Genomic DNA, 22,853 nt, shown 5'->3' with positions numbered 1-22,853 from the left:
GGCCCGCGCCTCCCGGGTTCGGGCTATCCATGGCCGGAGCCGACGGTCGCCGTGACCGTCACTGTCCGGGAGACCGGAAAGGTGGGAGCCCCGTGGCCGTCCAGCCCGTTCCCGAGGGATACCCGTGCCTCACGCCGTACCTCTGCGTCGACGGAGCAGCGGACGCGATCGACTTCTACGTGTCCGTGCTGGGCGCGGTCGAGCGCATGCGGATGCCCGCACCCGGAGGGATCATCGGCCACGCCGAGCTGGCCTTCGGCAACTCGGTGGTCATGCTCGCGGACGAGTTCCCCGGCCTGGACTTCCGCTCGCCCAAGGTGGTCGGCGGCACTCCCGTCACCCTGCACCTGTACGTGGAGGACGTCGACGCGGTCTTCGCCAAGGCCCTCGCACGGGGCGCGAAAGAGCTCCAGCCGGTCAAGGACGAGTTCTACGGCGACCGCACCGGGCAGCTCGAAGACCCCTTCGGCCACCGCTGGAACCTCGCGACGCACGTGGAGGACGTCCCCGAGGAGGAGATGGCGAAGCGGGCCCAGGAGGCCATGCGGTCCACGCAGCCGCCGTCCGACGCCGCCTGAGCCTCGCACCCGCACGGACCCAAGACGTCGGGTCGCTTCGCCGCGCCCCGCTCCCCCGGGCAGGGCGCGGCGAAGCGACCCGTTCCACGGACGGCACCCCTCTTCGACCACAGACCTGAATGCCAGTCAGATATACGGATCTCGTCAGGAGTCTTGCGCGGCGCCCTCCGAACTCTCCCTGACCTCCCGGCCAATGGTCAGGAAGACTCCTATCCATTCGCCCCCCGAGGACGCCCTGTGCCACGGACGCCCCGGCCTCATCGACACCGACCACTCCGCTCTGACCTCACCAGCACCAACCGCCGCGCCCCGATCCCCGGGCTGCCCGACCGGAGCAGGCCCGGATACCGGGGCGGCGCCCCGCTCCCCGGCGCGGCCGAGGCCCACCCGGACGCGGCCTGCCCACCTCTCTGGGTCGGTGCCGCGAACACCGCGAAGTTCTACCGGCAGCAGACGATCGACGACCCGTCCAGGTACGTGAACCTGCATACGCGGCAGCAGATCTTCCGGATCGCCGCCGTCGACACCGCCGGCGAGAACCTCACCCTCGACAAGCCGCTTGAGTACGACCTGCCGGTCGACTCGACCTCCGACGGTTCGGCCGCGATCGGCGGCACCGTCCACCCGAGCCGTGTGACGCCGCTGAAGGTCGTCCAGGGCGTCGGCATCGAGGACCTCGCCCTCACCCAGGAACTCGACGGCATGCCGAAGCCCGGCGGGGGCGCGTACGACGTCACCCCGGCCGACGCCGAGGCGAACTTCGGGAACATCGCCCCCGAGTACGCGCAGCACGGCAGCGTCCTCAAGTGGGCCGCCGACGTCCGGATCCGGCGGGTCGCGACGCGGATGACCGGCTTCCACGCCGTCGTGACCGAGAGCGCCAGGAACGTCCAGGTGCAGGAGTCCTCCTTCGACGGTTCCTGGAACAAGGGCAAGGGCCCGCCGCGTGCGGCGGGGGCTCTGCGATCCTGGTCGGCGTGACGCTCGCGCCGCCCGCCCCGGAACCCGTAACGCCCGACCCGCCCCATGCCCCACCGAGTCCCCTCCTGACCCAGTCCTGGCTCGACCTGGCCTTCCTCCACTGGCCCGTCGACCCCGCCGTGGTCGCCCCGCTGCTCCCGTCCGGGACCGTGCCGGACACCCTGCACGGTGTGACGTACGTCGGGCTCGTCGCCTTCCGGATGCACCGGGTCGGATGGTTCCGCCTTCCCGGCGTGCCCTACCTGGGCAGCTTCCCCGAGACCAACGTGCGCCTCTACTCGGTGGACGCGCAGGGCAGGCGCGGTGTGGTGTTCCGTTCGCTCGACGCGTCGCGGCTCGTTCCCGTCGCCTTCGGCCGCGCCCTGTTCCGCCTGCCGTACGTCTGGTCGAGGATGGCCGTCCGCCAGGACGGCGCCACCGTCACGTACTCCAGCAGCCGGCGCCTGCCGGGGCCGCGCGGCGCGCACAGCCGGATCGTGCTGCGGGTCGGGGAGCGCGTGGAGTCCCCCAACGAGCTCGAACACTTCCTGACGGCCCGCTGGGGCATGCACACCGCCTTCTTCGGACGCCCGCTCTACCTCCCGAACGCGCACCCGCGCTGGCCGCTGCACCGGGCGGAACTGCTCGCCTGCGAGGAGAACCTCGTGGCGGCGGCCGGCCTGCCCCACCCGGTCGGCGCGCCCGTGAGCGTCCTGTACTCCCCCGGTGTCCCGGTCGAGTTCGGCCCACCGCCCCGCCGCACCGGCGGCCTCCCCACGCCCTGAACGGAGCCGGACAGCCCTCCGGCACCGTGCCTGTCCTGCTGCACGGTGCCGGAGGGGAGGCGCGCGGTCCGGGGCGTCACGCGCGCCTCGTGGGTCGGGCGGGGTCGGTCAGGTGGAGATCTCGGGGAGCAGGCCCGTGACCGGGGCCGCCTGGTCGGTGAGCTGGTGGAGCTGGCGCAGTTCGTTCAGCCGCCCGAGGCCGCCCAGCTGGCTCTCGATGCCGGGGAACTGCGCGCGGGACTCCTCGGGGATGCCGGTCGTCGCGACCGCGTCGAGCTCGCTCACCGGGTTGATCGGCGGGCCGAGCGGGGTGGCGACGGAGACGGCCTGCGCCGCCGACGCGCCGAGGCACGAGAAGGCCGCGGCGACGGCGAGGACCGAGGAGATACGTCGTGTCGAGGTCATACCCTCACAACGGAGCGAGGTGCCGACGGACACGGGCGCGCCCGGTCCCGCCTCCGAACGGGGGCACCCTCCCCCGCTACACCCGCCTCAGCCTCGCCCGCCACGGGCCGTCGGCCGCCTCGAACTGCACCACGAGCGGCCCTTCCGGCAGCGGCACGGTCTCGCGCCGCGCGCCGATCTCGTTGACGAGGTTCTCGTCCCGGGGCAGGGCCGTGTGGTCGTCGTGGCGGGCGAGTTCGTACACGTTCACGATCAGGTTGTCGTCGCCGCCGTACTGGATGGTGAGGTCGGCCACTCCTCCTGTGTGCAGCAGCACGTCGGGACCCCGGAACTCCTGCTCGTGCTCCGTGAGCACGCAGGCCGCCGCCAGCGGCGACACCTCCACCCGCCACGGCCCCTCCGCCTCCAGCCTGAGGCGCAGGTTCCCCTTGCTCGGCACCGTGGTGAGCACCCGGCCCCGGAAGTCCTCCTCGGTGCTGTTGACGAGGTAGTCCTTCTCCTTGTTCTTCCAGTCGAGGACCGTCAGGCCCGTGTACCCGTCGCCCCGCACCTCCAGGTGCACGACGACCGGGCCCGGCGGGAGCCCGCCCACGGAGATCACGTCGTTGTCCCGGCCGCTCTGGACGTACGGCGGGAAGACCGGCCCGTACGACCAGACGGGTCCGTACGGGGAGGCCTGCGGCTCCGACGGCGGCGCGAAGGCCGGGGCGGGCTCCGCCACCGGCGCCGGCTGCGACGGGGGTGCCTGGAACGGCACCGGCTGCGACGCGGGTACCTGGAACGGCACCGGCTGCGGCGCGGCCACATGCACCGGCGCCGACGCGGGTACCCGCACCGGCACCGGCTGTGGTGTCTGCGCCGCCGTCGGTCGCGCCACGTCGACCCCGTGGTCCGTGGCCAGGCCCGCGAGGCCGTTCGCGTATCCCTGGCCCACCGCCCGGAACTTCCAGCCGCCTGCCCGCCGGTACAGTTCCGCCAGCACCATCGCCGTCTCCGGACCACCGTCCGTCACGTCGTACCGCGCGACCGACGTGCCGTCAGGGGCGAACGCCTCCACCGACAGGCCCGCGACGTCCCGCATCGTTCTGCCGTCGTCCGTCGAGCCGACCACCAGGAGGCGGGTGATCCGCTCCTCGACCGTCGGGAGGGCGGCGTCCAGCCACGCCGTTCCGTCGCCCACGTCCGTCAGCCGGACGATTCCGGACGGATGCGTCGGAGCTCCGTGGAAGACGACGTCTCCGTCGCCTCCGACCGCCCCGCCGTCCGTGAGCAGCAGCGCCATGGCGTCCACCCCGCCCCGCACGGCGATCCGCAGCGCGACGGACGGTACGAAGCTGTTGTCTCCCTTGATCATCGACCCCACGGCGCGACGGCCCTTCCCCTCGTGTCCCCACCCTTGTCGATCACGGTGCGATCCTCCATCCGGACCGTCCCGCGGGCAAGACCCCTCATCGGCGGGGCGGAGGTCAGGCGCCGACCGAGAAGGGTGGGGAGGAGGGAGAAGTGGGGGCGGCCGGAGGACGTACACACTCCTCGCCACTTACAACTTATAGCACACAGGGGGGCTTGCGGCAAGGCCCCGGTCGTACCGCAGAATCTCTCATCCAAGCCCCAGACCTGCAGAAACGGGAGATCGTTGCCGCCTCGGAACGGATCTGACGACATGACCACCCTCACCACCCGCGCGTTCGACCTGCCCGACCGTCTCTCCGCCAAGGCCGACCCGGCCCTGATCGCCGGCGACGAGAAGCACTTCGCGGCCGTCGCGGAGAGCCTCGACCAGGTGATCGCCGAACTGTCCGAGCGTCTCGAAGCCGAGCTCCGGGCCCCCGGCGGCGTCGGCCGTGAGGCGATGGAGCGGGACATCGAGGTCCACCGGCTGACCGCCCGCCTGCGCGCGCTGCGCCGCTTCGGCCTGGACCTCTGTCTCGGGCACATGGTTCCCGCGGACGGCTCCGAGCCTCTGTACGTCGGGCGGCTCGGCCTCACCGACAGCTCGGGGCGCCGGCTGCTCGTCGACTGGCGCTCCCCCGCGGCCGAGCCCTTCTTCGGCGCGACCCACGGCAACCCCATGGGTCTCGCGAGCCGCCGCCGGTACCGCTGGACCGCCGGCCGGATCAGCGACTACTGGGACGAGGTGTTCACCCGGGACGCCTTCGCCGGGCACGCCGCGCTCGACGACCAGTCGGCGTTCATCGCGAGCCTCGGCAACAACCGCTCGGCCCGGATGCGTGACGTCCTCGGCACGATCCAGGCCGACCAGGACGCCGTCATCCGCGCGGGGTCCCGCGGCGCCCTCGTCGTCGACGGCGGCCCCGGCACCGGCAAGACCGTCGTGGCGCTCCACCGCTCCGCCTACCTCCTCTACTCCGACCCCCGTCTCGGCCACCGTCGGGGCGGCGTGCTCTTCGTCGGCCCCCACGATCCGTACCTCGCCTACGTCGCCGACGTCCTCCCGAGCCTCGGCGAGGAGGGCGTGCGGACCTGCACCCTGCGGGACCTCGTGCCCGAAGGGGCGTCGGCACCGGTCGAGGCCGACCCGGAGGTCGCCCGCCTGAAGTCGTCCGCCGGCATGGTGAAGGCGATCGAGAAGGCCGTCCGGTTCTACGAGGACCCGCCCACGGAGGCCATGACGGTCAGCACGCCCTGGGCCGACATCCGGCTGAGCGCGGAGGAGTGGGTCGAGGCGTTCGAGGCGCCGGGGCCGAGCACCCCGCACAACGAGGCACGCGACCTCGTCTGGGAGGAACTGGCCACGATCCTGTGGGACAAGTTCGACGCGGCCGGATACGGGGAGGGGGACGGATCCGAGGACGGGGACGGGGACTCCGTGTCGCCCGAGCAGTTCCGCGGGGCGCTCCGGCACGACAGGGAGCTGGTCGGCGCGCTCCATCAGGCCTGGCCGATCCTCGAAGCGGCCGACGTCGTCGGTGACCTGTGGACGGTCCCCGCCTATCTGCGGATGTGCGCCCCCTGGCTCGACCGCGACGAGGTCCGGACGCTGCGGCGCGAGGACCCGCACGCCTGGACGGTCTCCGACCTGCCGCTCCTGGACGCGGCACGGCAGCGGCTCGGCGACCCGAAGGCCTCGCTGCGCAAGCGGCGGCACGACGCCGGCGTCGCCGCCGAGCGCGCGCGCATGGCGGGCGTCATCAGCGACATCGTCGAGGCCGATGCCGACGGCGAGGGCGCGGTGACCATGCTGCGCGGCCGGGACCTCCAGGACAGCCTGATCGACGAGTCCGCGCTGCCGGGCGCCGACGTGGACCCGCTGGCCGGCCCGTTCGCGCACGTCGTGGTGGACGAGGCGCAGGAACTGACCGACGCGGAGTGGCAGATGCTGCTGCTGCGCTGCCCGTCGCGGAGCTTCACCGTCGTCGGTGACCGCGCGCAGGCCCGGCACGGCTTCACCGAGTCATGGCGGGAGCGGCTGGAGCGGGTCGGGCTCGACCGGATCGAGGTGGCCTCGCTCGGCGTCAACTACCGGACGCCCGAGGAGGTCATGGCGGAGGCGGAGCCGGTGATCCGGGCCGCCCTCCCCGACGCCAACGTGCCGAGCTCGATCCGCAGCAGCGGCATCCCCGTCGTCCACGGCTCCGTCGCGGAGCTCGACACGGTCCTCGGCACCTGGCTCGCGGAGAACCCCGACGGGATCGCCTGCGTCATCGGCGACCCCTCGTTCCCCGCGACGGCCCGCGTGCGGTCGCTGACGCCGCAGCTGTCGAAGGGGCTGGAGTTCGACCTGGTCGTGCTGGTCGACCCGGAGACGTACGGCGAGGGCATCGAGGGAGCGGTCGACCGGTACGTCGCCATGACCCGGGCGACCCGGCAGCTGGTCGTCCTCACGAGCTCCTGACGGGTGCCTGAAAGGGGCGGGCGGCACTCTGGTGCCGCCCGCCCGCCGTCAGCCCGCACCGCCGCCGCCCACCCGGACGGCGGGCGGCCGATCGGGGTGTTGACCAGGCAATTCCCCCGCAGGAGCTCGTCATATAGCAGGACGAGTGGTTTACCTTCCCGTCCGTGTGAAGGTGCTGGCCCTGGCACGCCCGTGCGTCGAGTGTGTGCGCGATGAATACACATGACACCCCCGCTCAGGACCTCGGCTCTCCCTCACGGCGCTCCGTCGTCACGGCGACCGGTGCCTCGGTGCTCGCCGCCGGGCTGGCCGCCGCGACCGCCGCGCCCGCGACCGCGTGGAGCCCGGCCACCGCGCCCGTCACGGCGCCCGCCGCCGCGCCGCCCGGCACCGACCCGCGGGCGTACGCCACCGTCGCCCGCGCCATCGCCGTCTACGACGGGCACGACGAGCCGCTCGTCCCGCGCTATCTGAGGATCGTCGAGAACGGCCTGCCCGCCCGCCCGGCGAAGGCCACGAAGCGGGTCCTGGTCGTCGGCGCCGGACCGGCCGGGCTCCTCGCCGCCGACCTGCTCAAGCGGGCCGGCCACGACGTCGTGGTGATCGAGGCCAACGGCAACCGCGTCGGCGGCCGCATCAAGACCTTCCGCAAGGGCGGCCACGAGAACGGGGCGCAGCCCTTCGCCGACCCCCTCCAGTACGCCGAGGCCGGCGCGATGCGGCTGCCCGAGAGCCACCCGCTCCTCATGGCGCTGATCGAGAAGTGCGCCCTCCCGCGCCAGGAGTTCCACCTGGTGGACGTGGAGGTCGGGAACCCTTCGGAGAAGGCCGACCGCACCTGGATCCACGTCAACGGCGTCCATGAGCGCCGGGCCGACTACGAGAAGGACCCCACGCGGATCAACGACACCTTCGGCGTCACCGGCGACCACCGCACGAGGACCGCCGCCGCGATCCTCGCGGACGCCCTCGAACCCGCGCGCCGGCTCGTCCGCGACAAGGAGGGGACGGCCCTCGTCGAGGGCTGGGCCGAGATCCTGCGGCGGTACGGCCACTGGTCCATGTACCGGTACCTCACCGAGGTCGCCGGGCTGGACGTCCGCACCGTCGACCTCGTCGGCACGATCCAGAACCTCACCTCGCGGCTGCACCTCTCCTTCATGCACAGCTTCCTTTCCGCGGCGCTGATCGACCCCCGGACGAGGTTCTGGGAGCTCAAGGGCGGCACCGCGATCCTCGCCGACGCGCTGTACGAGCCGGTGAAGGGACAGGTGCGGCTCGACCGGCGCGCCGTACGCATCGAGCGGCGCGGCGGCAAGGTCAGGGTGCACACCGTCTCCGAGTCCGTCCCGACCGGCGAGGCAGGGGTCACGGAGGTCTTCGAGGGCGACGAGGCGATCGTCACCGTCCCCTTCTCCGGGCTGCGGCACGTGACGTTCGACCCCCCGCTGTCCTACGGCAAGCGCCGGGCGGTCACGGAGCTGCACTACGACGCGGCGACCAAGGTGCTGCTGGAGTTCTCCCGGCGCTGGTGGGAGTTCACCGAGGCGGAGTGGAAGGAGGCGCTGGACTCCGTCGAGGACGGGCTGTACGAGCGGTACCGGGCGGGCCGGGTCGGGCACGCCGAGTACCTCGGCGCGCACCGGTCCGTGAAGGACCTGGGGGTGACGGTCCCGGACGGTCTCAAGGAGTACTTCTCCGTCTTCCGGCCCGGCGCCGGCCGGGACCCGGAGGCCGCGCACGTTCGGGGCGGCGGGGCGGTCGGCGACAACGCCAACCGCTTCATGTACTTCGAGCACGCGACCCCCGTGGAGGGCAGCGCCGGCGGCATCATGCTGGCCTCCTACAGCTGGGCCGACGACGCCCTGAAGTGGGACGCGTTCGCCGACGAGGAGCGGTACCTGCGGGCGCTCGCCGGTGTGCAGGCCGTCTTCGGCCGACGCTGTGAGGTCTTCTTCACCAACAGGTGCAGGACCCAGTCGTGGATGCGTGATCCCTACGCGTACGGGGAGGCCTCGGTGCTCTTCCCGGGGCAGCACACCGAGCTGTTCCCGGACGTCCCCACCTCCGAGGGGCCGCTCCACTTCGCGGGGTGCCACACGTCGATCAAGCCCGCGTGGATCGAGGGCGCCCTGGAGTCCGCGGTCCGTACGGCACTGAAGGTCCACACGGGCTGACGGCGGGGGCGAGGGTCACCGGCCCTGTACCGGGTCGCCGGGCCGGTACGGGGTCGCCGGGCCGGTGGCCCTCACTCGGCCGGGAGGAGTCCGCCGCTGAGCCGCTTGTGCAGGGCGGCGCTGGGGCCGTTGAGGCCGATGATCTCCACGGTCTTGCCGCGCTGGGCGTACCGGGTCTCGACGGCGTCGAGCGCGGCGACGGAGGAGGCGTCCCAGATGTGCGCGGCGGACAGGTCGACGACGACCCTGCCGGGGTCGGAGGCGTACGCGAAGCGGCCGACGAGGTCGTTGGAGGAGGCGAAGAACAGCGCGCCGGTGACGCGGTAGACGACCGTGCTCCCGTCGGGACCGGTGACGGACGTGACGTCGGCGAGGTGGGCGACGCGCCGGGCGAAGATCACGATGGCGGTGACCGAGCCGCAGACGACCCCGACGGCGAGGTTGTGCGTGGCCACCACGCAGACCACGGTGATCACCATGACGGCGATCTCCCCGGCGGGCAGTCGCCGCAGGGTGCTCGGGGCGCAGGAGTGCCAGTCGAACTGGGCGAAGCACACCATCACCATGACGGCGACGAGGGCGGCCATGGGGATGTCGGAGACGACCGGGCCGAAGACGATGCACAGCACCATCAGGAACGCGCCGGACAGGAAGGTCGACAGGCGGGTGCGGGCGCCGGAGACCTTGACGTTGATCATCGTCTGGCCGATCATCGCGCAGCCGCCCATGCCGCCGAAGAAGCCGGTCACGATGTTGGCGATGCCCTGGCCGATCGACTCGCGGGTCTTGCTGGAGCGGGTGTCGGTGATCTCGTCGACCAGCCTGGCCGTCATCAGCGACTCCATCAGGCCGACCAGCGCCATCGCGAGCGCGTACGGGGCGATCAGCGTGAGTGTGTCGAGCGTGTACGGCACGTCGGGCAGTCCGGGGACGGGCAGGGCGGACGGCAGGTCGCCCTTGTCGCCGACCGTCGGGACCGCGATCCCGGCGGCGACGGTGATCACGGTGAGTACGGCGATCGAGACCAGCGGGGCCGGGACGGCCGTGGTCACCCGGGGGAAGAACACCATCAGGGCGATCCCGGCGGCGAACAGCGGCCAGACGGCCCAGGGCACGTCGAACAGCTCCTTGACCTGGGCCATGAAGACCAGGATCGCGAGGGAGTTCACGAATCCGGACATCACGGAGCGCGGGACGAACCGCAGGAGCTTCGCCACTCCGAGCGCTCCGAGGACGATCTGGAAGGCACCGGCGAGGATGACGGCGGCGATCAGGTAGCCGAGCCCGTGCTCGCGGTTCAGGGGCGCGATGACGAGGGCGACGGCGCCGGTCGCCGCGGAGATCATGGCCCGCCGGCCGCCGACGGCGGAGATCACCACGGCCATGGTGAAGGAGGCGAAGAGTCCGACCGCCGGGTCCACTCCGGCGATGATCGAGAACGAGATCGCCTCGGGTATCAGCGCCAGCGCGACGACCAGGCCGCCGAGCACCTCGGTGCGCCAGACCCTGGGGTCGCCCACCCACTCCGGCTTCAGGCCGCGCAGGCGCGCGAGCGGGGACACGACGGATACGGAGGAGGACACGGGAACGGGAACCTGTCGTGCTCGGGCACACCCGCCGTGCGCGGGCGGGGACGTGCGGCCCCGCGTCGCGCTCGTGCGCAGGGGTGGCGGGAGGCGGGAGAAGGGAACGGGCAACTCTACCGTGAGGCCGGGGCCGGGCTCCCCGGGGCCCGGCCGCGCACCTCGGCGCCCGCGCAGCCGGACGGGATCAGCTGTCGAAGCCCAGGCCCAGGCGGTCCAGGGTGCGCAGCCAGAGGTTGCGGCGGCCTTCCGAGCGGTCCGCGCGGGTCATGGACCACTGGGTGATGCCGATGCCCACGGAGCGGACCGGCTCGGGCGGGAACGGCAGCGGCTTGCGTCGGACCAGTTCCAGCGAGGTGCGTTCGGTGCGGGCTCCTTCGAGCAGGTCCAGCACGACCTCCGCGCCGAAGCGGGTCGCTCCGACCCCGAGTCCGGTGAAGCCGGCGGCGTAGGCGACCTTGCCCCGGTGGCTGGTGTCGAAGAAGACGCAGAAGCGGGTGCTCATGTCGATCGCGCCGCCCCAGGTGTGGCTGAAGCGCACGCCTTCCAGCTGGGGGAAGGCGGTGAAGAAGTGGCGCGCGAGGGTCGCGAAGGTCTCGTGCCGCTGGTCGTACTCGGGGCGTACGCGTCCGTTGTAGCGGTAGACGGCGTCGTAACCGCCCCACAGGATGCGGTTGTCGGCGGAGAGCCGGACGTAGTGGAAGTGGTTGTTCATGTCCGCGAAGCCCTGCCGGTTCCGCCAGCCCACGGAGGCGAGTCGGTCCTCGGTGAGCGGTTCCGTCATGAGCGCGTAGTCGTAGACGGGGACGGTGTACGGCCGGTGGCGGCGGAGCAGGGAGGGGTACGCGTTGGTGGCGAGGGCCACCTTGCGGGCGGTGATCCGGCCGTAGGGCGTGCGGACGGCCATCGTGTGGCCCTGCTCGTCGAGCGAGAGGGCGGGGGTGTGCTCGTGGAGGCGGACGCCGAGCTTCAGGCAGGCCCGCTTGAGGCCCCAGGCGAGGCGGGCCGGGTTGACCATGGCCACGTCGCGCTTATTCCACAGGCCGGCGAGGAAGGTCGGGGAGTCGATCTCGGCGCGTACGGCTTCGGCGTCGAGGTACTCGGACGCGCCGCCGTACCGGGCGACGGTCTCGGCCTCCTCCTGGAGGAGGGCGACCTGGTAGGGCTCGGTGGCGACGGCGAGGAGGCCGGTGCGCTCCCAGTCGCAGTCGATGTCGTGGCGGACGAGCGTGTCCTCCATGGCCTGGAGGTTCTCGCGGCCGAGGCGCTCCAGGAGGCCGATCTCGTCGGGCCAGCGGGAGAGGCCGTTGTGCAGGCCGTGGGTGAGGCTGGACTCGACGAAGCCGCCGTTGCGCCCGGAGGCGGCGCCGCCGGCCTCGTCGGCCTCGACGAGGAGCACGTCGAGCGAGGGGTCCCGCTCCTTGGCGACGAGGGCCGTCCAGAGTCCGGTGTAGCCGCCGCCGACCACGAGGAGGTCGCAGGTGGTCGCGCCGACGAGGGCGGGCTCGGACTGCGGCTTCTCGGGGCTGTCGAGCCAGAACGGGGTCGGGTCGGCGTCCCGGAGCGAAACGAGGGGATCCATGACGGCGGGCTCCTTGAGATCGCGGAGGTGGGGTGCGGGCCTGCGAGGTGCCGCCATGAGACCTCTCCGGACGATTCAAGGTCAATGGTGTTGACGTAAGGCCTCGGGATCGGCGTTCCCCGAGGTCGGCGGGGCGGCGCGCAGAGGGCGGCCGCGTGCGCGGCCGCCCTGCCGGAAGGGTGGTGACGTAGTGTCAGTTGTCGCTGAAGCCGACGTAGTTCTCCGCGAGCGAGGCCGAGGCCGCGCCCGAGTTCGCGAGGTAGCGCAGGTGCGAGAGGCGCAGAGCGCGGTCGAAATCGGTGTCGTCCGGGCTGCTGTGCAGGAGGGTCGTCATCGTGTACGAGAAGTGCTCGGCCCGCCACACCCGGCGCAGGGCGGTCTCCGAGTAGGCGTCGAGCAGCGACTCGTCGCCCCGGGCGTGGTGACGGGTGAGGGCCCGGGCGAGCAGGGTCACGTCGGCGACGGCGAGGTTGAGGCCCTTGGCCCCGGTGGGCGGCACGATGTGGGCGGCGTCCCCGGCCAGGAAGAGGCGCCCGTGGCGCAGGGGCTCGGCGACGAAGCTGCGCATCGGGGTGATGCTCTTCTCGGTGATGGGCCCGCGCTTCAGCTCCCAGTCCCCGTCGACGGCGAAGCGGGCCTCCAGCTCGTCCCAGATCCGCTCGTCCGGCCAGTTGTCCGTGGAGTCGTCCGGGTCGACCTGGAGGTAGAGGCGGCTCACCTCGGGCGAACGCATGCTGTGCAGGGCGAAGCCGCGCTCGTGGTGGGCGTAGATCAGCTCGTCGCAGGAGGGGGCGACGTCGGCGAGGATCCCGAGCCAGGAGAAGGGGTAGGTGCGCTCGGTGACGGTGAGGACGTCCTCGGGCAGGGTGCGCCGGCCGATGCCGTGGAAGCCGTCGCAGGCGACGACGAAGTCGCAGTCGAGGGTGTGCTCGGCTCCGTCGTGGCGGTAGCGGACGCTGGGGCGGTCGGTCTCGACGCCGTCGACGGAGAGGGCCTCGGCCTCGAAGAGGACCGTGCCGCCGGCCTCCTCCCGCAGGGCGATGAGGTCCTTCACGACCTCGGTCTGGGCGTAGACCATGACCGAGCGGCCGCCGGTGAGGGAGGGGAAGTCGATGCGGTGGGAGCGCCGGTCGAAGCGGAGCTCGATGCCGTGGTGCTCCAGGCCCTGGCGGTCCATGCGTGCGCCGGCGCCGGAGAGGCGCAGGACGTCGACGGTGTCCTGTTCGAGGATGCCGGCGCGCTGGCGCCGCTCGACGTAGGCCCGGTCGCGGAGTTCGAGGACGACGTTGTCGATGCCCTGCCGGTGCAGCAGGTGCGAGAGGAGGAGGCCGGCCGGTCCGGCTCCGATGATGCCGACGGTGGTGCGGGGCATGGGTGGTCTCCGTGAGCGTGAGAGGGAGGGCGAGGCGGAGGGGGCCGGGCGCGTCAGAGGGTGAGCGGGGTGCCGTCCTCGGTGAGGACGCGCTGTGCGGTGGCGAAGGCGGAGTTGGCCGCGGGCACCCCGCAGTAGACGGCGGAGTGCAGCAGCACCTCCTTGATGTCCTCGGGGGTGAGCCCGTTGCGGATCGCGGCGCGGACGTGCATCGCCAGCTCCTCCTGGTGGCCGTGGGCGATCAGGGCGGTGAGGGTGAGGCAGCTGCGGGTCCGGCGGTCGAGGCCGGGCCGGGTCCAGATCTCGCCCCAGGCGCAGCGGGTGATGTAGTCCTGGAAGTCGGCGGTGAAGTCGGTGGTGCGGGCGACGGCCCGGTCGACGTGCGCGTCGCCGAGGACGGCCCGGCGGACCGCCATGCCCTCGGCGTGGCGGTTGTCGTCGGAGTCGGGGGTGCCGAAGTGGCCGAGGAGTGCGGAGAGGACCGCCTCGGGGCGTTCGGCGGGGGCGAGGTGGGCGGCGCCGGCCAGTTCGAGGAGGCTCGCGTCGGGGATGCCGTCGGCGAGCTCGCGGGCGTGGGCGGGGGGTGTGGCCGGGTCGGCGCGCCCGGCGAGGACGAGGGTGGGCGCGGTGATGCGGGGCAGCTCGGCTCGGAGGTCGTACGTGGCGAGGGCGTCGCAGCAGGCCGCGTACCCCTCGGCGTCGGCGGCGCACAGGTCGTCGACGAGGCGGTCGGCGGTGTGCGTGCCCGCGAAGTCGGGGGTGAACCAGCGCCCGGGGGCGCCGGGCGCGAGGGTGTCGGTGCCTTTCTCGCGGACGAGGGCGGCCCGCTCGTGCCAGTCGGCGGGCTCGCCGAAGCGGGCCGAGGAGCAGACGAGGGCGAGCCGGGTGACCCGCTCCGGGTGGTGGGCGGCGAGATGGGCGCCGACGGCGCCGCCGAGGGAGATCCCGGCGTAGGCGAACTGCTCGGCGCCGAGGTGGTCGGCGAGGTCGAGGACGAGGGCCGCCAGGTCGGCCACGCGGGTGGCGCCGGGGGTGGTGTCGGCCGGCGCTCCGCCGGGGGTGCCGCCGTGGCCGGGCAGGTCGTAGCGGACGACCCGGTGGCGGCGGGCGAGGGCGGGGACCTGGGCGTCCCAGACGGCGAGCGAGGTGCCGAGGGAGGGGCCGAGGATCAGGACGGGCGCGTGGGCGGGGCCGTCGGTCCGGTGGTGGAGAACGCTGGTCACGGGCGGCCTTCCGGTGCGGCGGAGGACTGCCTCCGCAGGGCGTGGTCGACGAGCAGGGGGGCCGCGCCGGTGGCTCCGGCCGGGTCCGCGAGGGTACGGAGCCGCTCGGCGGTGATCCGGCCGGTCAGCTCGGGGGCGGCGACGAGGAGTTCGGCGAGCTCGCGGTCCTCCTCGGCCGCCCGCCGGGACAGCCGGTCGAGGAGGGCGCGGGCCTCGGCCCGGCCGAGGACGTCCGCCAGGGCGGCGGCGAGGCGCTCGCTGGTGACGAGGCCGCGGGTGCGGTGGAGGTTCTCCCTCATCCGGTCGGGGCGGACGCGGAGGCCCTCGGCGAGTTCGGCGGTGTGGTGTGCGGCGGAACCCGCGAGCCTGAGCAGTTCCCGCAGCGGCTGCCACTCGGCGTGCCAGGCGCCGGCGGGCCGCTCGTCCTCGGCGGCGAGCGAGCCGAGGAGTACGGCGGCGAGCGCGGGGGCCTGGCGGGCGGCGGAGGCGACGAGGGTGGCGCGGACGGGGTTGCTCTTGTGCGGCATGGCGGAGGAGCCGCCGCCGCTGCCCTCGGCGAGTTCGGCGGTCTCGGTGCGGGCGAGCAGGAGGACGTCCCCGGCGGGCTTGCCGAGGGCCGCGGCGGTGAAGGCGAGCGCCGTCGCGAGGTCGGCGACCGGGGTGCGGAGGGTGTGCCAGGGCAGGACGGGTGCGGCGAGTCCGAGTTCGGCCGCGTACCGCTCGGCGAGCTCCGGGCCGCTGCCGGGCGCGCCCGCCAGGTACTCGAAGGCCGCCAGGGTGCCCGCGGCGCCGCCGAGTTGCGCGGGGAGGCGCAGGGCGCTCAGCCGCTCGGCCGCGTCGAGGACGAGGTGGCGCCAGCCGGCGGCCTTGAGCCCGAAGGTGGTGGGCACGGCGTGCTGGCCGAGGGTGCGGCCGGCCATGGGGGTGTCCCGGTGGGCGGCGGCGAGCCGCCCGAACGCCTCGGCGGCCCGGTGCAGTTCGGCGGTGATCAGCGGGACGGTGCGGGCCGCGACCAGCATCGTGGCGGTGTCCAGGACGTCCTGGCTGGTCGCGCCCCGGTGGACGTAGGGCGCGGCGGCCGGGGGGACTGCGGCCGTGAGCGCGGTGACGAGCGGGATGACCGGGTTGCCGCCGGCACGGGCCCGCAGCGCGAGGCCCCGCGTGCCGAACCGCTCGGCGCGGGCCGCCTCGGTCACGGCCTCGGCAGCCGGGCCGGGGGCGTGGCCGAGGGCGGCCTGCGCCCGGGTCAGGGCGGCCTCGGCGTCGAGCATCGCCTGAAGGAAGGCCTGGTCGCCGGTGGTGCGCTCGGCGGCGGTGCCCGCGCTGACGGGGGCGAGGAGGCCCGTGTCGTACGCGTCGGCGGCGAGGCCTGTGCCGTACGCGTCGGCGGCAAGGCCTGTGCCGGACGCGTCGGTGCCGGGGCTCGTGTCGTACGCGTCGGTGCCGGGGCCCTTGTCGCCCCCTGCTCCTGTGCGGAGGGGCTCAGCGGAAGTCAAGGAACACCGTCTCTTCGGCGCCCTGGAGGCGGATGTCGAAGCGGTGGACGCCCGGCCTCTCCTGCGTGGCGAGGAGGGTCGCGCGCCGCTCGGGCGCGAGGTCCGCGAGCAGCGGGTCGGCGTCGGTGGCCGGGCCCGGCAGGTAGATCCGGGTGTACAGGTGGTGGAGCAGGCCCCGGGCGAAGACGCAGACGGAGAGGTACGGGACGCCGCCCGGCGGGAGGGTCCTGACGGCCCAGTGTCCGTCGGCGTCGGTGGCGATCCGTCCGAAGCCGGTGAAGGTGACGCCGTCGCGGCCCGCGTACCCGCCGGTGACGGGGTCGCGGCGGAGGGAGCCGGGGGCTCCGGTGCGGTCGCCGTCGGGGCCGGGCTGCCAGATCTCGACGATCGCGTCGGGGACCGGGGCGCCGGCTCCGTCGTACACGTGTCCGTGGACGGTGAGGGTGTCGGGGTGTCCGGCGGGCGCGATGTCGGGGCCGCCGGGGAAGGGCAGGGCGTAGCCGTAGAAGGGCCCGACGGTCTGCGAGGGCGTGGGCGGGAGGGTCTGCGGGTCGGGGCTCATCGGCCTTCCTCGATCCAGGTCGCGGCGGGGCCGTCGAGGACGATGTCCCAGCGGTAGCCGAGCGACCGCTCGGGGGTGGACAGGTCGTGGTCGTAGCCGGCGACGAGCCTCTCGCGCGCCGCGTCGTCGGTGACGGACTGGAGGATCGGGTCGTAGGCGAAGAGCGGGTCGCCGGGGAAGTACATCTGGGTGACGAGCCGCTGGGTGAAGGCGGTGCCGAAGAGCGAGAAGTGGAGGTGCGCGGGGCGCCAGGCGTTGTCGTGGTTGCGCCAGGGGTAGGCGCCGGGCTTGACGGTGGTGAAGGTGTACGCGCCGTGGTCGTCGGTCAGGCAGCGTCCGAAGCCCGTGAAGTTCGGGTCGAGCGGAGCCGGGTGCTGGTCGCGGAGGTGGGCGTAGCGGCCGGCGGCGTTGGCCTGCCACAGCTCGACGAGCTGGCCGCGGACGGGGCGTCCGGCGCGGTCGAGGACGCGCCCGGTGACGGTGATCCGCTCGCCGAGCGGCTCCCCCGGGTGGCCCAGGGTCAGGTCGGCGTCGGTCTCGGTGACGTCGGTGACGCCGAAGACGGGCCCGGAGAGTTCGACGGCCTCGGGGTCGCGGACGGTGACCGGCGGCCGGAGGGGGTGGCGCAGGGCGCTGCTCCGGTAGGGGGCGTAGTCCCGGGCGGGATGGTGGCGGACCACGCCGGCGGCGAGGTAGTCCTTCCGCTCGCCCTCGATCTCGCGCGAGATGTCCTGCTGTGTCAGTGTCATGACGTCCTGTCACCTTTCCAGTACGAGGGCGAGTCCCTGGCCGACGCCGATGCAGAGGGTGGCGAGGCCGGTGCCGGAGCCGAGGGCGGCGAGCTGGTGGGCCACGGTTCCGGCGAGCCGGGCTCCGGAGGAGCCGAGGGGGTGTCCGAGCGCGATGGCTCCGCCGCGGGGGTTGACGACGGCGGGGTCGAGCTCGGGCCACTCCGCGAGGCAGCCGAGGGCCTGGGCGGCGAAGGCCTCGTTGAGCTCCAGGACGGCGAGGTCGGCGAAGTCGCGGCCGGCCCGGTCCAGTGCGCGCCGGGCGGCTTCGACGGGGCCGAGGCCGAAGTACTGCGGTTCGATGCCGCTGACGCCCGAGGCGGTGATCCGGGCGAGGGGCTCGCGGCCGGTGGCGCGCAGGCCGGCCTCGTCGGTGATCAGGAGGACGGAGGCGCCGTCGTTGAGGGGGGAGGCGTTGCCCGCGGTGACGGTGCCGCCCTCACGGAAGACGGGCCTCAGACGGGCGAGGGCGGCGAGGGAACCGTCCTCGCGGACGGACTCGTCGCGTGCGAGGCCGGTGCCGTCGACGGGGACGACCTCGGCGTCGAAGGCGCCGGTGGCCCAGGCCTCGGCGGCCTTGGCGTGGCTGGCGAGGGCGTAGGCGTCCTGCGCCTCGCGGCCGACGGCGTGCTTCTCGGCGACGAGTTCGGCCCCCTCGCCGAGGGAGACGGTCCACTCGGCGGGCATGCGCGGGTTGACCATGCGCCAGCCGAGGGTGGTGGAGTGGAGCTCCTGGTGGCCGGCGGGGTAGGCGCGGTCGGGCTTGGGCAGCACCCAGGGGGCGCGGCTCATCGACTCGACGCCACCGGCGAGGACGACGGAGGCGTCGCCGACGGCGACGGCGCGGTAGGCCTGGATCACGGCCTCCAGGCCGGAGCCGCAGAGGCGGTTCACGGTGACGCCGGGGACGGTGACGGGCACTCCGGCGAGGAGCGCGGCCATGCGGGCGACGTCGCGGTTCTCCTCGCCGGCGCCGTTGGCGTTGCCGAGGAACACGTCGTCGATGCGGGCCGGGTCGAGCGCGGGCGTGCGGTCGAGCAGGGCGCGCAGGACGTGGGCGGCGAGGTCGTCCGGGCGGACCGCGGCGAGCGCTCCGCCGTAGCGGCCGACCGGGGTCCGCACGGCGTCGACGATGTAGACGTCCTTGGTCACGGGGTCTCCTCCACGGTGACGGTCGCGGCGAGTGCCGCGGGTACGGAGACGGGTGCGCCGGTCCGGCGGAGGATCTCGTCGACGCTCACGCCGGGCGCGGTCTCCACGAGGACCAGGCCGTCCTCGGCGACGTCGAGGACGCCGAGGTCGGTGATGATCCGGTGGACGCAGGCGCGGCCGGTGAGCGGCAGCGTGCAGGTGTCGACGATCTTCGGGGAGCCGTCCTTGGCGGTGTGCTCGGTGAGGACGATGACCCGCCGGACGCCGTGGACGAGGTCCATGGCGCCGCCCATGCCCTTGACCATCCGGCCGGGGACGGCCCAGTTGGCGAGGTCGCCGCGGGCGGAGACCTGCATGGCGCCGAGGACGGCGGTGTCGATGTGGCCGCCGCGGATCATCCCGAAGGAGAGCGAGGAGTCGAAGAAGGAGGAGCCGGGCAGGACGGTGACGGTCTCCTTGCCGGCGTTGATCAGGTCGGGGTCGACCTCGTCCGCGTAGGGGTACGGGCCGACGCCGAGGAGGCCGTTCTCCGACTGGAGGACGACGTCGACGCCCTCGGGGAGGAAGCCCGGGACCCGGGTCGGCAGTCCGATCCCGAGGTTGACGTACGAGCCGTCGGTGAGCTCGCGGGCGGCGCGGGCCGCCATCTCGTCCCTGGTCCAGCTCATCGCGTGCGTACCGTCCTTCGCTCGATGCCCTTGGCGGCGGCCTCTTCGGGGGTCAGTGCCACGACGCGCTGCACGAACACGCCGGGCAGGTGGATCGCGTCGGGGTCCAGTCCGCCGGGCTCCACGAGCTCCTCGACCTCGGCGACCGTGATGCGGCCGGCCATGGCGGCGAGCGGGTTGAAGTTCCGGGCGGAGCGGCGGAAGACGAGGTTGCCGTGGCGGTCGCCGCGGGCGGCGCGGACCAGGGCGAAGTCGGTGGTGATGCCGTGTTCGAGGACGTGGGGGCGGCCGTCGTACTCGCGGACCTCCTTCGGCGGGGAGGCGACCGCGACGCCGCCGTCGGGGGCGTACCGCCAGGGGAGGCCTCCGTCGGCGGCCTGGGTGCCGACGCCGGCGGGGGTGAAGAAGGCGGGGATGCCGCAGCCGCCGGCGCGGAGCCGCTCGGCGAGGGTGCCCTGCGGGGTGAGCTCCAGCTCCAGTTCGCCGCCGAGGTAGCGGCGGGCGAACTCCTTGTTGTCGCCGATGTAGGAGCCCGTCACGCGGACGATGCGGCCGTCGGCGAGGAGGACGCCGAGGCCGCCGCCGTCGACGCCGCAGTTGTTCGACACGACGCTCAGCCGGCCGGCGCCCTGGGCGTGCAGGGCCCGGATGAGGACGTCCGGCACCCCGCTCAGTCCGAAGCCTCCGACGGCGAGCGAGGCGCCGTCTCCGATGTCCGCCACCGCTTCGGCGGCGGATGTCACCACTTTGTCCATGTTCACGACCCGTTTCACTGAGGATTGACGGCGCATGCGTTCGCCTGGTGAACTTATGTTCATCAACGAGCGCGGGGTGAGTGTCGGCCCACGCTGCGGGCCGTGTCAACGGCGCCGGGTACGGTTTCCGCATCGTGACCGGCTCGCGACCAGCAGGAGGAGACCAGACGATGGCTCAGCGCACGGAGCCGGACGAGCCCCCGGAGGAGCTCGTCGGGCCGCTGGGGCGCGGACTCGCCGTGCTGCGCGCGGTGGCCGCCGGACCGGGCAGCCGTCACCGCCCCGGCGATCTCGCCCGCGCCACCGGGCTCGCCCGGTCGACCGTCGACCGGGTAGCCACGACGCTGCTGCGGCTCGGGTACGTCCGCGCCGAGGAGCGCGACCTGCTGCTCGCGCCCCGCGCGGCCGAGCTGGGCAACGCCTATCTGTCCTCGACGGGGCTGCCGGAGGCCGTCGGGCCGCATGCCGTCGCCCTCGCCGACGCGCTCGACGAGTCGGTGTCCGTGGCGGTCCCCGACGGGGACGGCGTGCGCTTCGTGGCGCAGGCGGCGCGGCGGCGCGCCATGGCCATCTCGTTCCGCGCGGGGGACGTCCTCCCGGCCGAACGCTGCGCGCCCGGGGCGCTGTTCGCCGCCGACTGGACGGAGGAGGAGTGGGAGGCCTGGCGGGCGCGGCACGGGGAGGACCCGCTGGACTCCGCGTTCCCGGCAGTCCCGCCCCGTACGCCCTCCGGAACCGACGGGTCGACGGACGCCGTCGAGGCCGGCTTCCGCGACCGCGCGCACCGGAGCCGTACGGACGGCTGGGCGGCCGACGACCAGCTCATCGAGGCCGGTCTGATCGCCGTGGCCCTGCCCGTGCACGACCGGTCCGGGGCCGTCGTCTGCGCGGTCAGCGTGGTCAGCCACACGAGCCGGCACGACATCGGGTCCCTCGCCGATGCCGCCCTGGCGCCGCTCCGCGGGGCCGTCGCGGCCATGGAGGCGGCCCTCGCCGGGGCCGCCTCGGCGGAGCGGGGCGAGCCGCCCGCCGGGCCCGGTGCGGCGGAGCTCAAGGAGGAACTGGGCTCGGGGTTCCTGCAGTCGCTCGCGCGCGGACTGGACGTCCTGTGCGCGTTCGGCGCGGTCCGCGGCCCGGTCAGGCTGTCCGAGCTCGCCCGGCTGACGGGCCTCCCCCGCGCCACCGCCCGGCGGTCGCTGATCACCCTCCGCCACCTCGGTTACGTGCGGGAGGACGAGGACGGTTTCCGTGTGCTCCCCCGCGTCCTGGAGCTCGGCCACGCCCGCGTCTCGGGCCTCACGCTCGTCGAGATCGCCACCCCGCACCTCGCCGAACTGGTGCTCCGCGTCCACGAGTCGGCGTCCGTCGCGGTGCTCGACGGGGAGGACATCCGGTACGTCGCCCGGGTGGCGAGTTCCCGGATCATGCACATCGACATCAGGGTCGGCACCCGCCTGCCCGCCTACGCGACCTCGATGGGCCGGGTCCTGCTCGGCGCCCTGCCCGAGGAGGAGCGCGCGGCGGCCCTGGCGAACGTGCGGCCCGAGGCGCTCACGCCCCGCACGGTCGCGACGCCCGAGGCGCTGGCCGAGGCGGTCGCCGAGACGGCGCGGCGCGGCTACGGATGGGTGGAGCAGGAGCTGGAGGAGGGGCTGCGCTCGCTCGCGGCGCCGGTGACGGACGGCCGGGGCCGGGTGGTCGCCGCCGTGAACGTGGCGCTGCACGCGGGCCGCGGCGCACCGGAGGAGAGCCTCGCCCAGCTGCTCCCCCACCTCCTCGCGACGGCGGCCGCGATCAGCGCCGATCTCACCGCGGTGACCCGCTGGTCCGCCGTACGCGTCTCCTGAGGCGACACCGCCTCACGGGGGTGCTCGACCGGGCACGGGTGAGCGTCCGGAGGCAACCCGGCGCGCGGATTGCGCGTCCTTCCGGGCGAACGGCGTCGGCCGGTACGACGCCCCTCGCCACCGGGATCAGGGAACAGGACACGCGATGAGCGACAAGGCCCGCACACTCTTCGACGCGCTCGACCTCGACCACGACGGCACGCTCACCCTGGCCGAGGTCGTCGGCGCCATCCGGTCGAAGGGTCCGACGCTCGTCGCGCAGGGGGTCATCCCCGTCTGGGGCGTGGGGGGCGACGAGGACTCGGCGGCCCTCTTCGACGCCGCCGACCAGAACGGCGACAAGGTCCTGACCTTCGAGGAGTTCGCCGCCGTGGTGGACCGCCGCTTCGGCTGGTGACGCGCGGCCCGGCCGCGGCCGCCCGGGCGGCCGCCGCGTAGAGTGTGCGCGGGCGCGCTGTGATCACGAGGAGAACGATGACCGCGGTGAGCCTTGAGCACACGCACGTCCCCGCCGACTCCGGCGAGGTGACGCTGCTGATAGCCCGCCGGGTCGAGCCCGGCCACGAGGCCGCCTTCGAGCTGTGGGCGAAGGGCATCCTCGAGAGCGCCGCCCGCTTCCCCGGCCATCTCGGCTACGGGCTCTTCCGCTCCTCCGGGGGCGACGCCCCCTGGTTCCTGGTCCACCGCTTCCGTGACGCCGCCGCGTGTCAGGCGTGGCAGGAGTCGCCGGAGCGGGCCGCGTGGTTCGCCGACTGCACGGGTCACCACCACACCGAGGTGGCGCGACGGCAACTGACGGGCATGGAGACGTGGTTCGCCAAACCCGGCTCGACGAGGCCGGCGCCGCCCCGCTGGAAGATGGCGATCAGCGCGACCCTCGCGATCTACCCCATCTCCCTGCTGGGCGGCTACTTCCTGACCCCGCACCTCACCGCACTGCCGCTGGTGCTCAGCAGTGCGGTGATGGCGTGCGTCTTCAACGTCCTCATGACCTACGCGGCGATGCCGGCGGTCAGCCGGCTGCTCCGGGGCTGGCTCGACGGCGGACGCTGAGGCCGGGGGCA

Annotated in this window: 20 protein-coding genes; 8 read left to right on the top strand and 12 right to left on the bottom strand. The window is 73.8% G+C overall.

The features are described from left to right. Nucleotides 1-92 precede the first annotated feature (92 nt). The 3 genes from ACF08F_RS08550 (at nucleotide 93) to ACF08F_RS08540 (ending at nucleotide 2,323) form a co-directional block, all read left to right on the top strand. On the top strand, nucleotides 93-578 hold the full coding sequence (locus tag ACF08F_RS08550; protein WP_392297741.1) for a VOC family protein: 486 nt from the start codon (nucleotides 93-95) through the stop codon (nucleotides 576-578). A 237-nt stretch (nucleotides 579-815) separates the two neighbouring features. Further along, entirely contained in the window at nucleotides 816-1,559 is a 744-nt protein-coding gene (locus ACF08F_RS08545; RefSeq protein ID WP_392297740.1) for a hypothetical protein, read from the top strand. Continuing rightward, complete coding sequence (locus ACF08F_RS08540) at nucleotides 1,556-2,323, top strand: YqjF family protein (protein ID WP_392297739.1); 768 nt, start codon at nucleotides 1,556-1,558, stop codon at nucleotides 2,321-2,323. Before ACF08F_RS08545 ends, ACF08F_RS08540 begins: the two co-directional genes overlap by 4 nt. A 108-nt stretch (nucleotides 2,324-2,431) precedes the next feature. Here the strand turns inward: ACF08F_RS08540 and ACF08F_RS08535 are convergent, their stop codons facing one another. Then, the gene (locus ACF08F_RS08535; RefSeq protein ID WP_392297738.1) at nucleotides 2,432-2,728 is read right to left on the bottom strand and encodes a hypothetical protein; all 297 of its coding nucleotides are present in this window, start codon (nucleotides 2,726-2,728) and stop codon (nucleotides 2,432-2,434) included. A gap of 76 nt (nucleotides 2,729-2,804) precedes the next feature. Further along, nucleotides 2,805-4,082, bottom strand: coding sequence for a TerD family protein (locus tag ACF08F_RS08530; RefSeq protein ID WP_392297737.1), 1,278 nt, complete (start codon nucleotides 4,080-4,082; stop codon nucleotides 2,805-2,807). Nucleotides 4,083-4,391: 309 nt separating this feature from the next. On the opposite strand from ACF08F_RS08530, the gene helR reads away from it, so the two are divergent. Next, a complete protein-coding gene (helR, locus tag ACF08F_RS08525) occupies nucleotides 4,392-6,584 on the top strand; it encodes an RNA polymerase recycling motor ATPase HelR (RefSeq protein WP_392297736.1) in 2,193 nt (730 codons plus the stop codon). 212 nt (nucleotides 6,585-6,796) lie between these two features. After that, a complete protein-coding gene (locus ACF08F_RS08520; RefSeq protein WP_392297735.1) occupies nucleotides 6,797-8,761 on the top strand; it encodes a flavin monoamine oxidase family protein in 1,965 nt (654 codons plus the stop codon). Nucleotides 8,762-8,832: 71 nt separating this feature from the next. Here ACF08F_RS08520 and ACF08F_RS08515 read toward each other — a convergent pair whose 3' ends face one another. The 10 genes from ACF08F_RS08515 to ACF08F_RS08470 form a co-directional block, all read right to left on the bottom strand. Continuing rightward, nucleotides 8,833-10,344 (bottom strand): SulP family inorganic anion transporter, encoded by a 1,512-nt coding sequence (locus ACF08F_RS08515; RefSeq protein ID WP_392297734.1) that lies wholly within the window; start codon nucleotides 10,342-10,344, stop codon nucleotides 8,833-8,835. A 187-nt stretch (nucleotides 10,345-10,531) separates the two neighbouring features. Further along, nucleotides 10,532-11,926 (bottom strand): NAD(P)/FAD-dependent oxidoreductase, encoded by a 1,395-nt coding sequence (locus ACF08F_RS08510; protein WP_392297733.1) that lies wholly within the window; start codon nucleotides 11,924-11,926, stop codon nucleotides 10,532-10,534. Nucleotides 11,927-12,119: 193 nt separating this feature from the next. Beyond that, nucleotides 12,120-13,298 carry a 4-hydroxybenzoate 3-monooxygenase gene (locus tag ACF08F_RS08505; RefSeq protein WP_392297732.1) on the bottom strand — a complete coding sequence of 393 codons (1,179 nt, stop codon included), beginning with the start codon at nucleotides 13,296-13,298 and terminating at the stop codon, nucleotides 12,120-12,122. A 53-nt stretch (nucleotides 13,299-13,351) separates the two neighbouring features. Next, nucleotides 13,352-14,521, bottom strand: a complete 1,170-nt coding sequence (pcaD, locus tag ACF08F_RS08500; RefSeq protein WP_392297731.1) for a 3-oxoadipate enol-lactonase — start codon at nucleotides 14,519-14,521, stop codon at nucleotides 13,352-13,354. Further along, complete coding sequence (gene pcaB / locus ACF08F_RS08495) at nucleotides 14,518-16,017, bottom strand: 3-carboxy-cis,cis-muconate cycloisomerase (protein WP_392297730.1); 1,500 nt, start codon at nucleotides 16,015-16,017, stop codon at nucleotides 14,518-14,520. The genes pcaD and pcaB overlap by 4 nt, the downstream gene beginning before the upstream one ends. Beyond that, nucleotides 16,004-16,579 (bottom strand): protocatechuate 3,4-dioxygenase subunit alpha, encoded by a 576-nt coding sequence (pcaG, locus tag ACF08F_RS08490; RefSeq protein ID WP_392297729.1) that lies wholly within the window; start codon nucleotides 16,577-16,579, stop codon nucleotides 16,004-16,006. The genes pcaB and pcaG overlap by 14 nt, the downstream gene beginning before the upstream one ends. Further along, nucleotides 16,576-17,328 (bottom strand): protocatechuate 3,4-dioxygenase subunit beta, encoded by a 753-nt coding sequence (gene pcaH / locus ACF08F_RS08485; protein ID WP_392297728.1) that lies wholly within the window; start codon nucleotides 17,326-17,328, stop codon nucleotides 16,576-16,578. Before pcaH ends, pcaG begins: the two co-directional genes overlap by 4 nt. 9 nt (nucleotides 17,329-17,337) lie before the next feature. Next, complete coding sequence (locus tag ACF08F_RS08480) at nucleotides 17,338-18,519, bottom strand: thiolase family protein (RefSeq protein WP_392297727.1); 1,182 nt, start codon at nucleotides 18,517-18,519, stop codon at nucleotides 17,338-17,340. Further along, entirely contained in the window at nucleotides 18,516-19,187 is a 672-nt protein-coding gene (locus ACF08F_RS08475; protein ID WP_392297726.1) for a 3-oxoacid CoA-transferase subunit B, read from the bottom strand. Before ACF08F_RS08475 ends, ACF08F_RS08480 begins: the two co-directional genes overlap by 4 nt. After that, a complete protein-coding gene (locus ACF08F_RS08470; RefSeq protein WP_392297772.1) occupies nucleotides 19,184-19,942 on the bottom strand; it encodes a CoA transferase subunit A in 759 nt (252 codons plus the stop codon). Before ACF08F_RS08470 ends, ACF08F_RS08475 begins: the two co-directional genes overlap by 4 nt. Before the next feature lie 170 nt (nucleotides 19,943-20,112). Between ACF08F_RS08470 and ACF08F_RS08465 the strand changes: the two genes are divergently transcribed. The 3 genes from ACF08F_RS08465 (at nucleotide 20,113) to ACF08F_RS08455 (ending at nucleotide 22,842) form a co-directional block, all read left to right on the top strand. Further along, a complete protein-coding gene (locus tag ACF08F_RS08465) occupies nucleotides 20,113-21,789 on the top strand; it encodes an IclR family transcriptional regulator C-terminal domain-containing protein (protein WP_392297725.1) in 1,677 nt (558 codons plus the stop codon). Nucleotides 21,790-21,934: 145 nt separating this feature from the next. Further along, complete coding sequence (locus tag ACF08F_RS08460) at nucleotides 21,935-22,186, top strand: EF-hand domain-containing protein (RefSeq protein ID WP_392297724.1); 252 nt, start codon at nucleotides 21,935-21,937, stop codon at nucleotides 22,184-22,186. Between the two features lie 77 nt (nucleotides 22,187-22,263). Further along, the gene (locus ACF08F_RS08455) at nucleotides 22,264-22,842 is read left to right on the top strand and encodes an antibiotic biosynthesis monooxygenase (protein ID WP_392297723.1); all 579 of its coding nucleotides are present in this window, start codon (nucleotides 22,264-22,266) and stop codon (nucleotides 22,840-22,842) included. Nucleotides 22,843-22,853 lie beyond the last annotated feature (11 nt).

The sequence above is a fragment of the Streptomyces sp. NPDC015130 genome, from assembly GCF_043080005.1.
In the GTDB taxonomy this organism is placed as follows: domain Bacteria; phylum Actinomycetota; class Actinomycetes; order Streptomycetales; family Streptomycetaceae; genus Streptomyces.
Note: the sequence above shows the minus strand (reverse complement) of the source record. Positions and strands in the feature narration are given on the sequence as shown.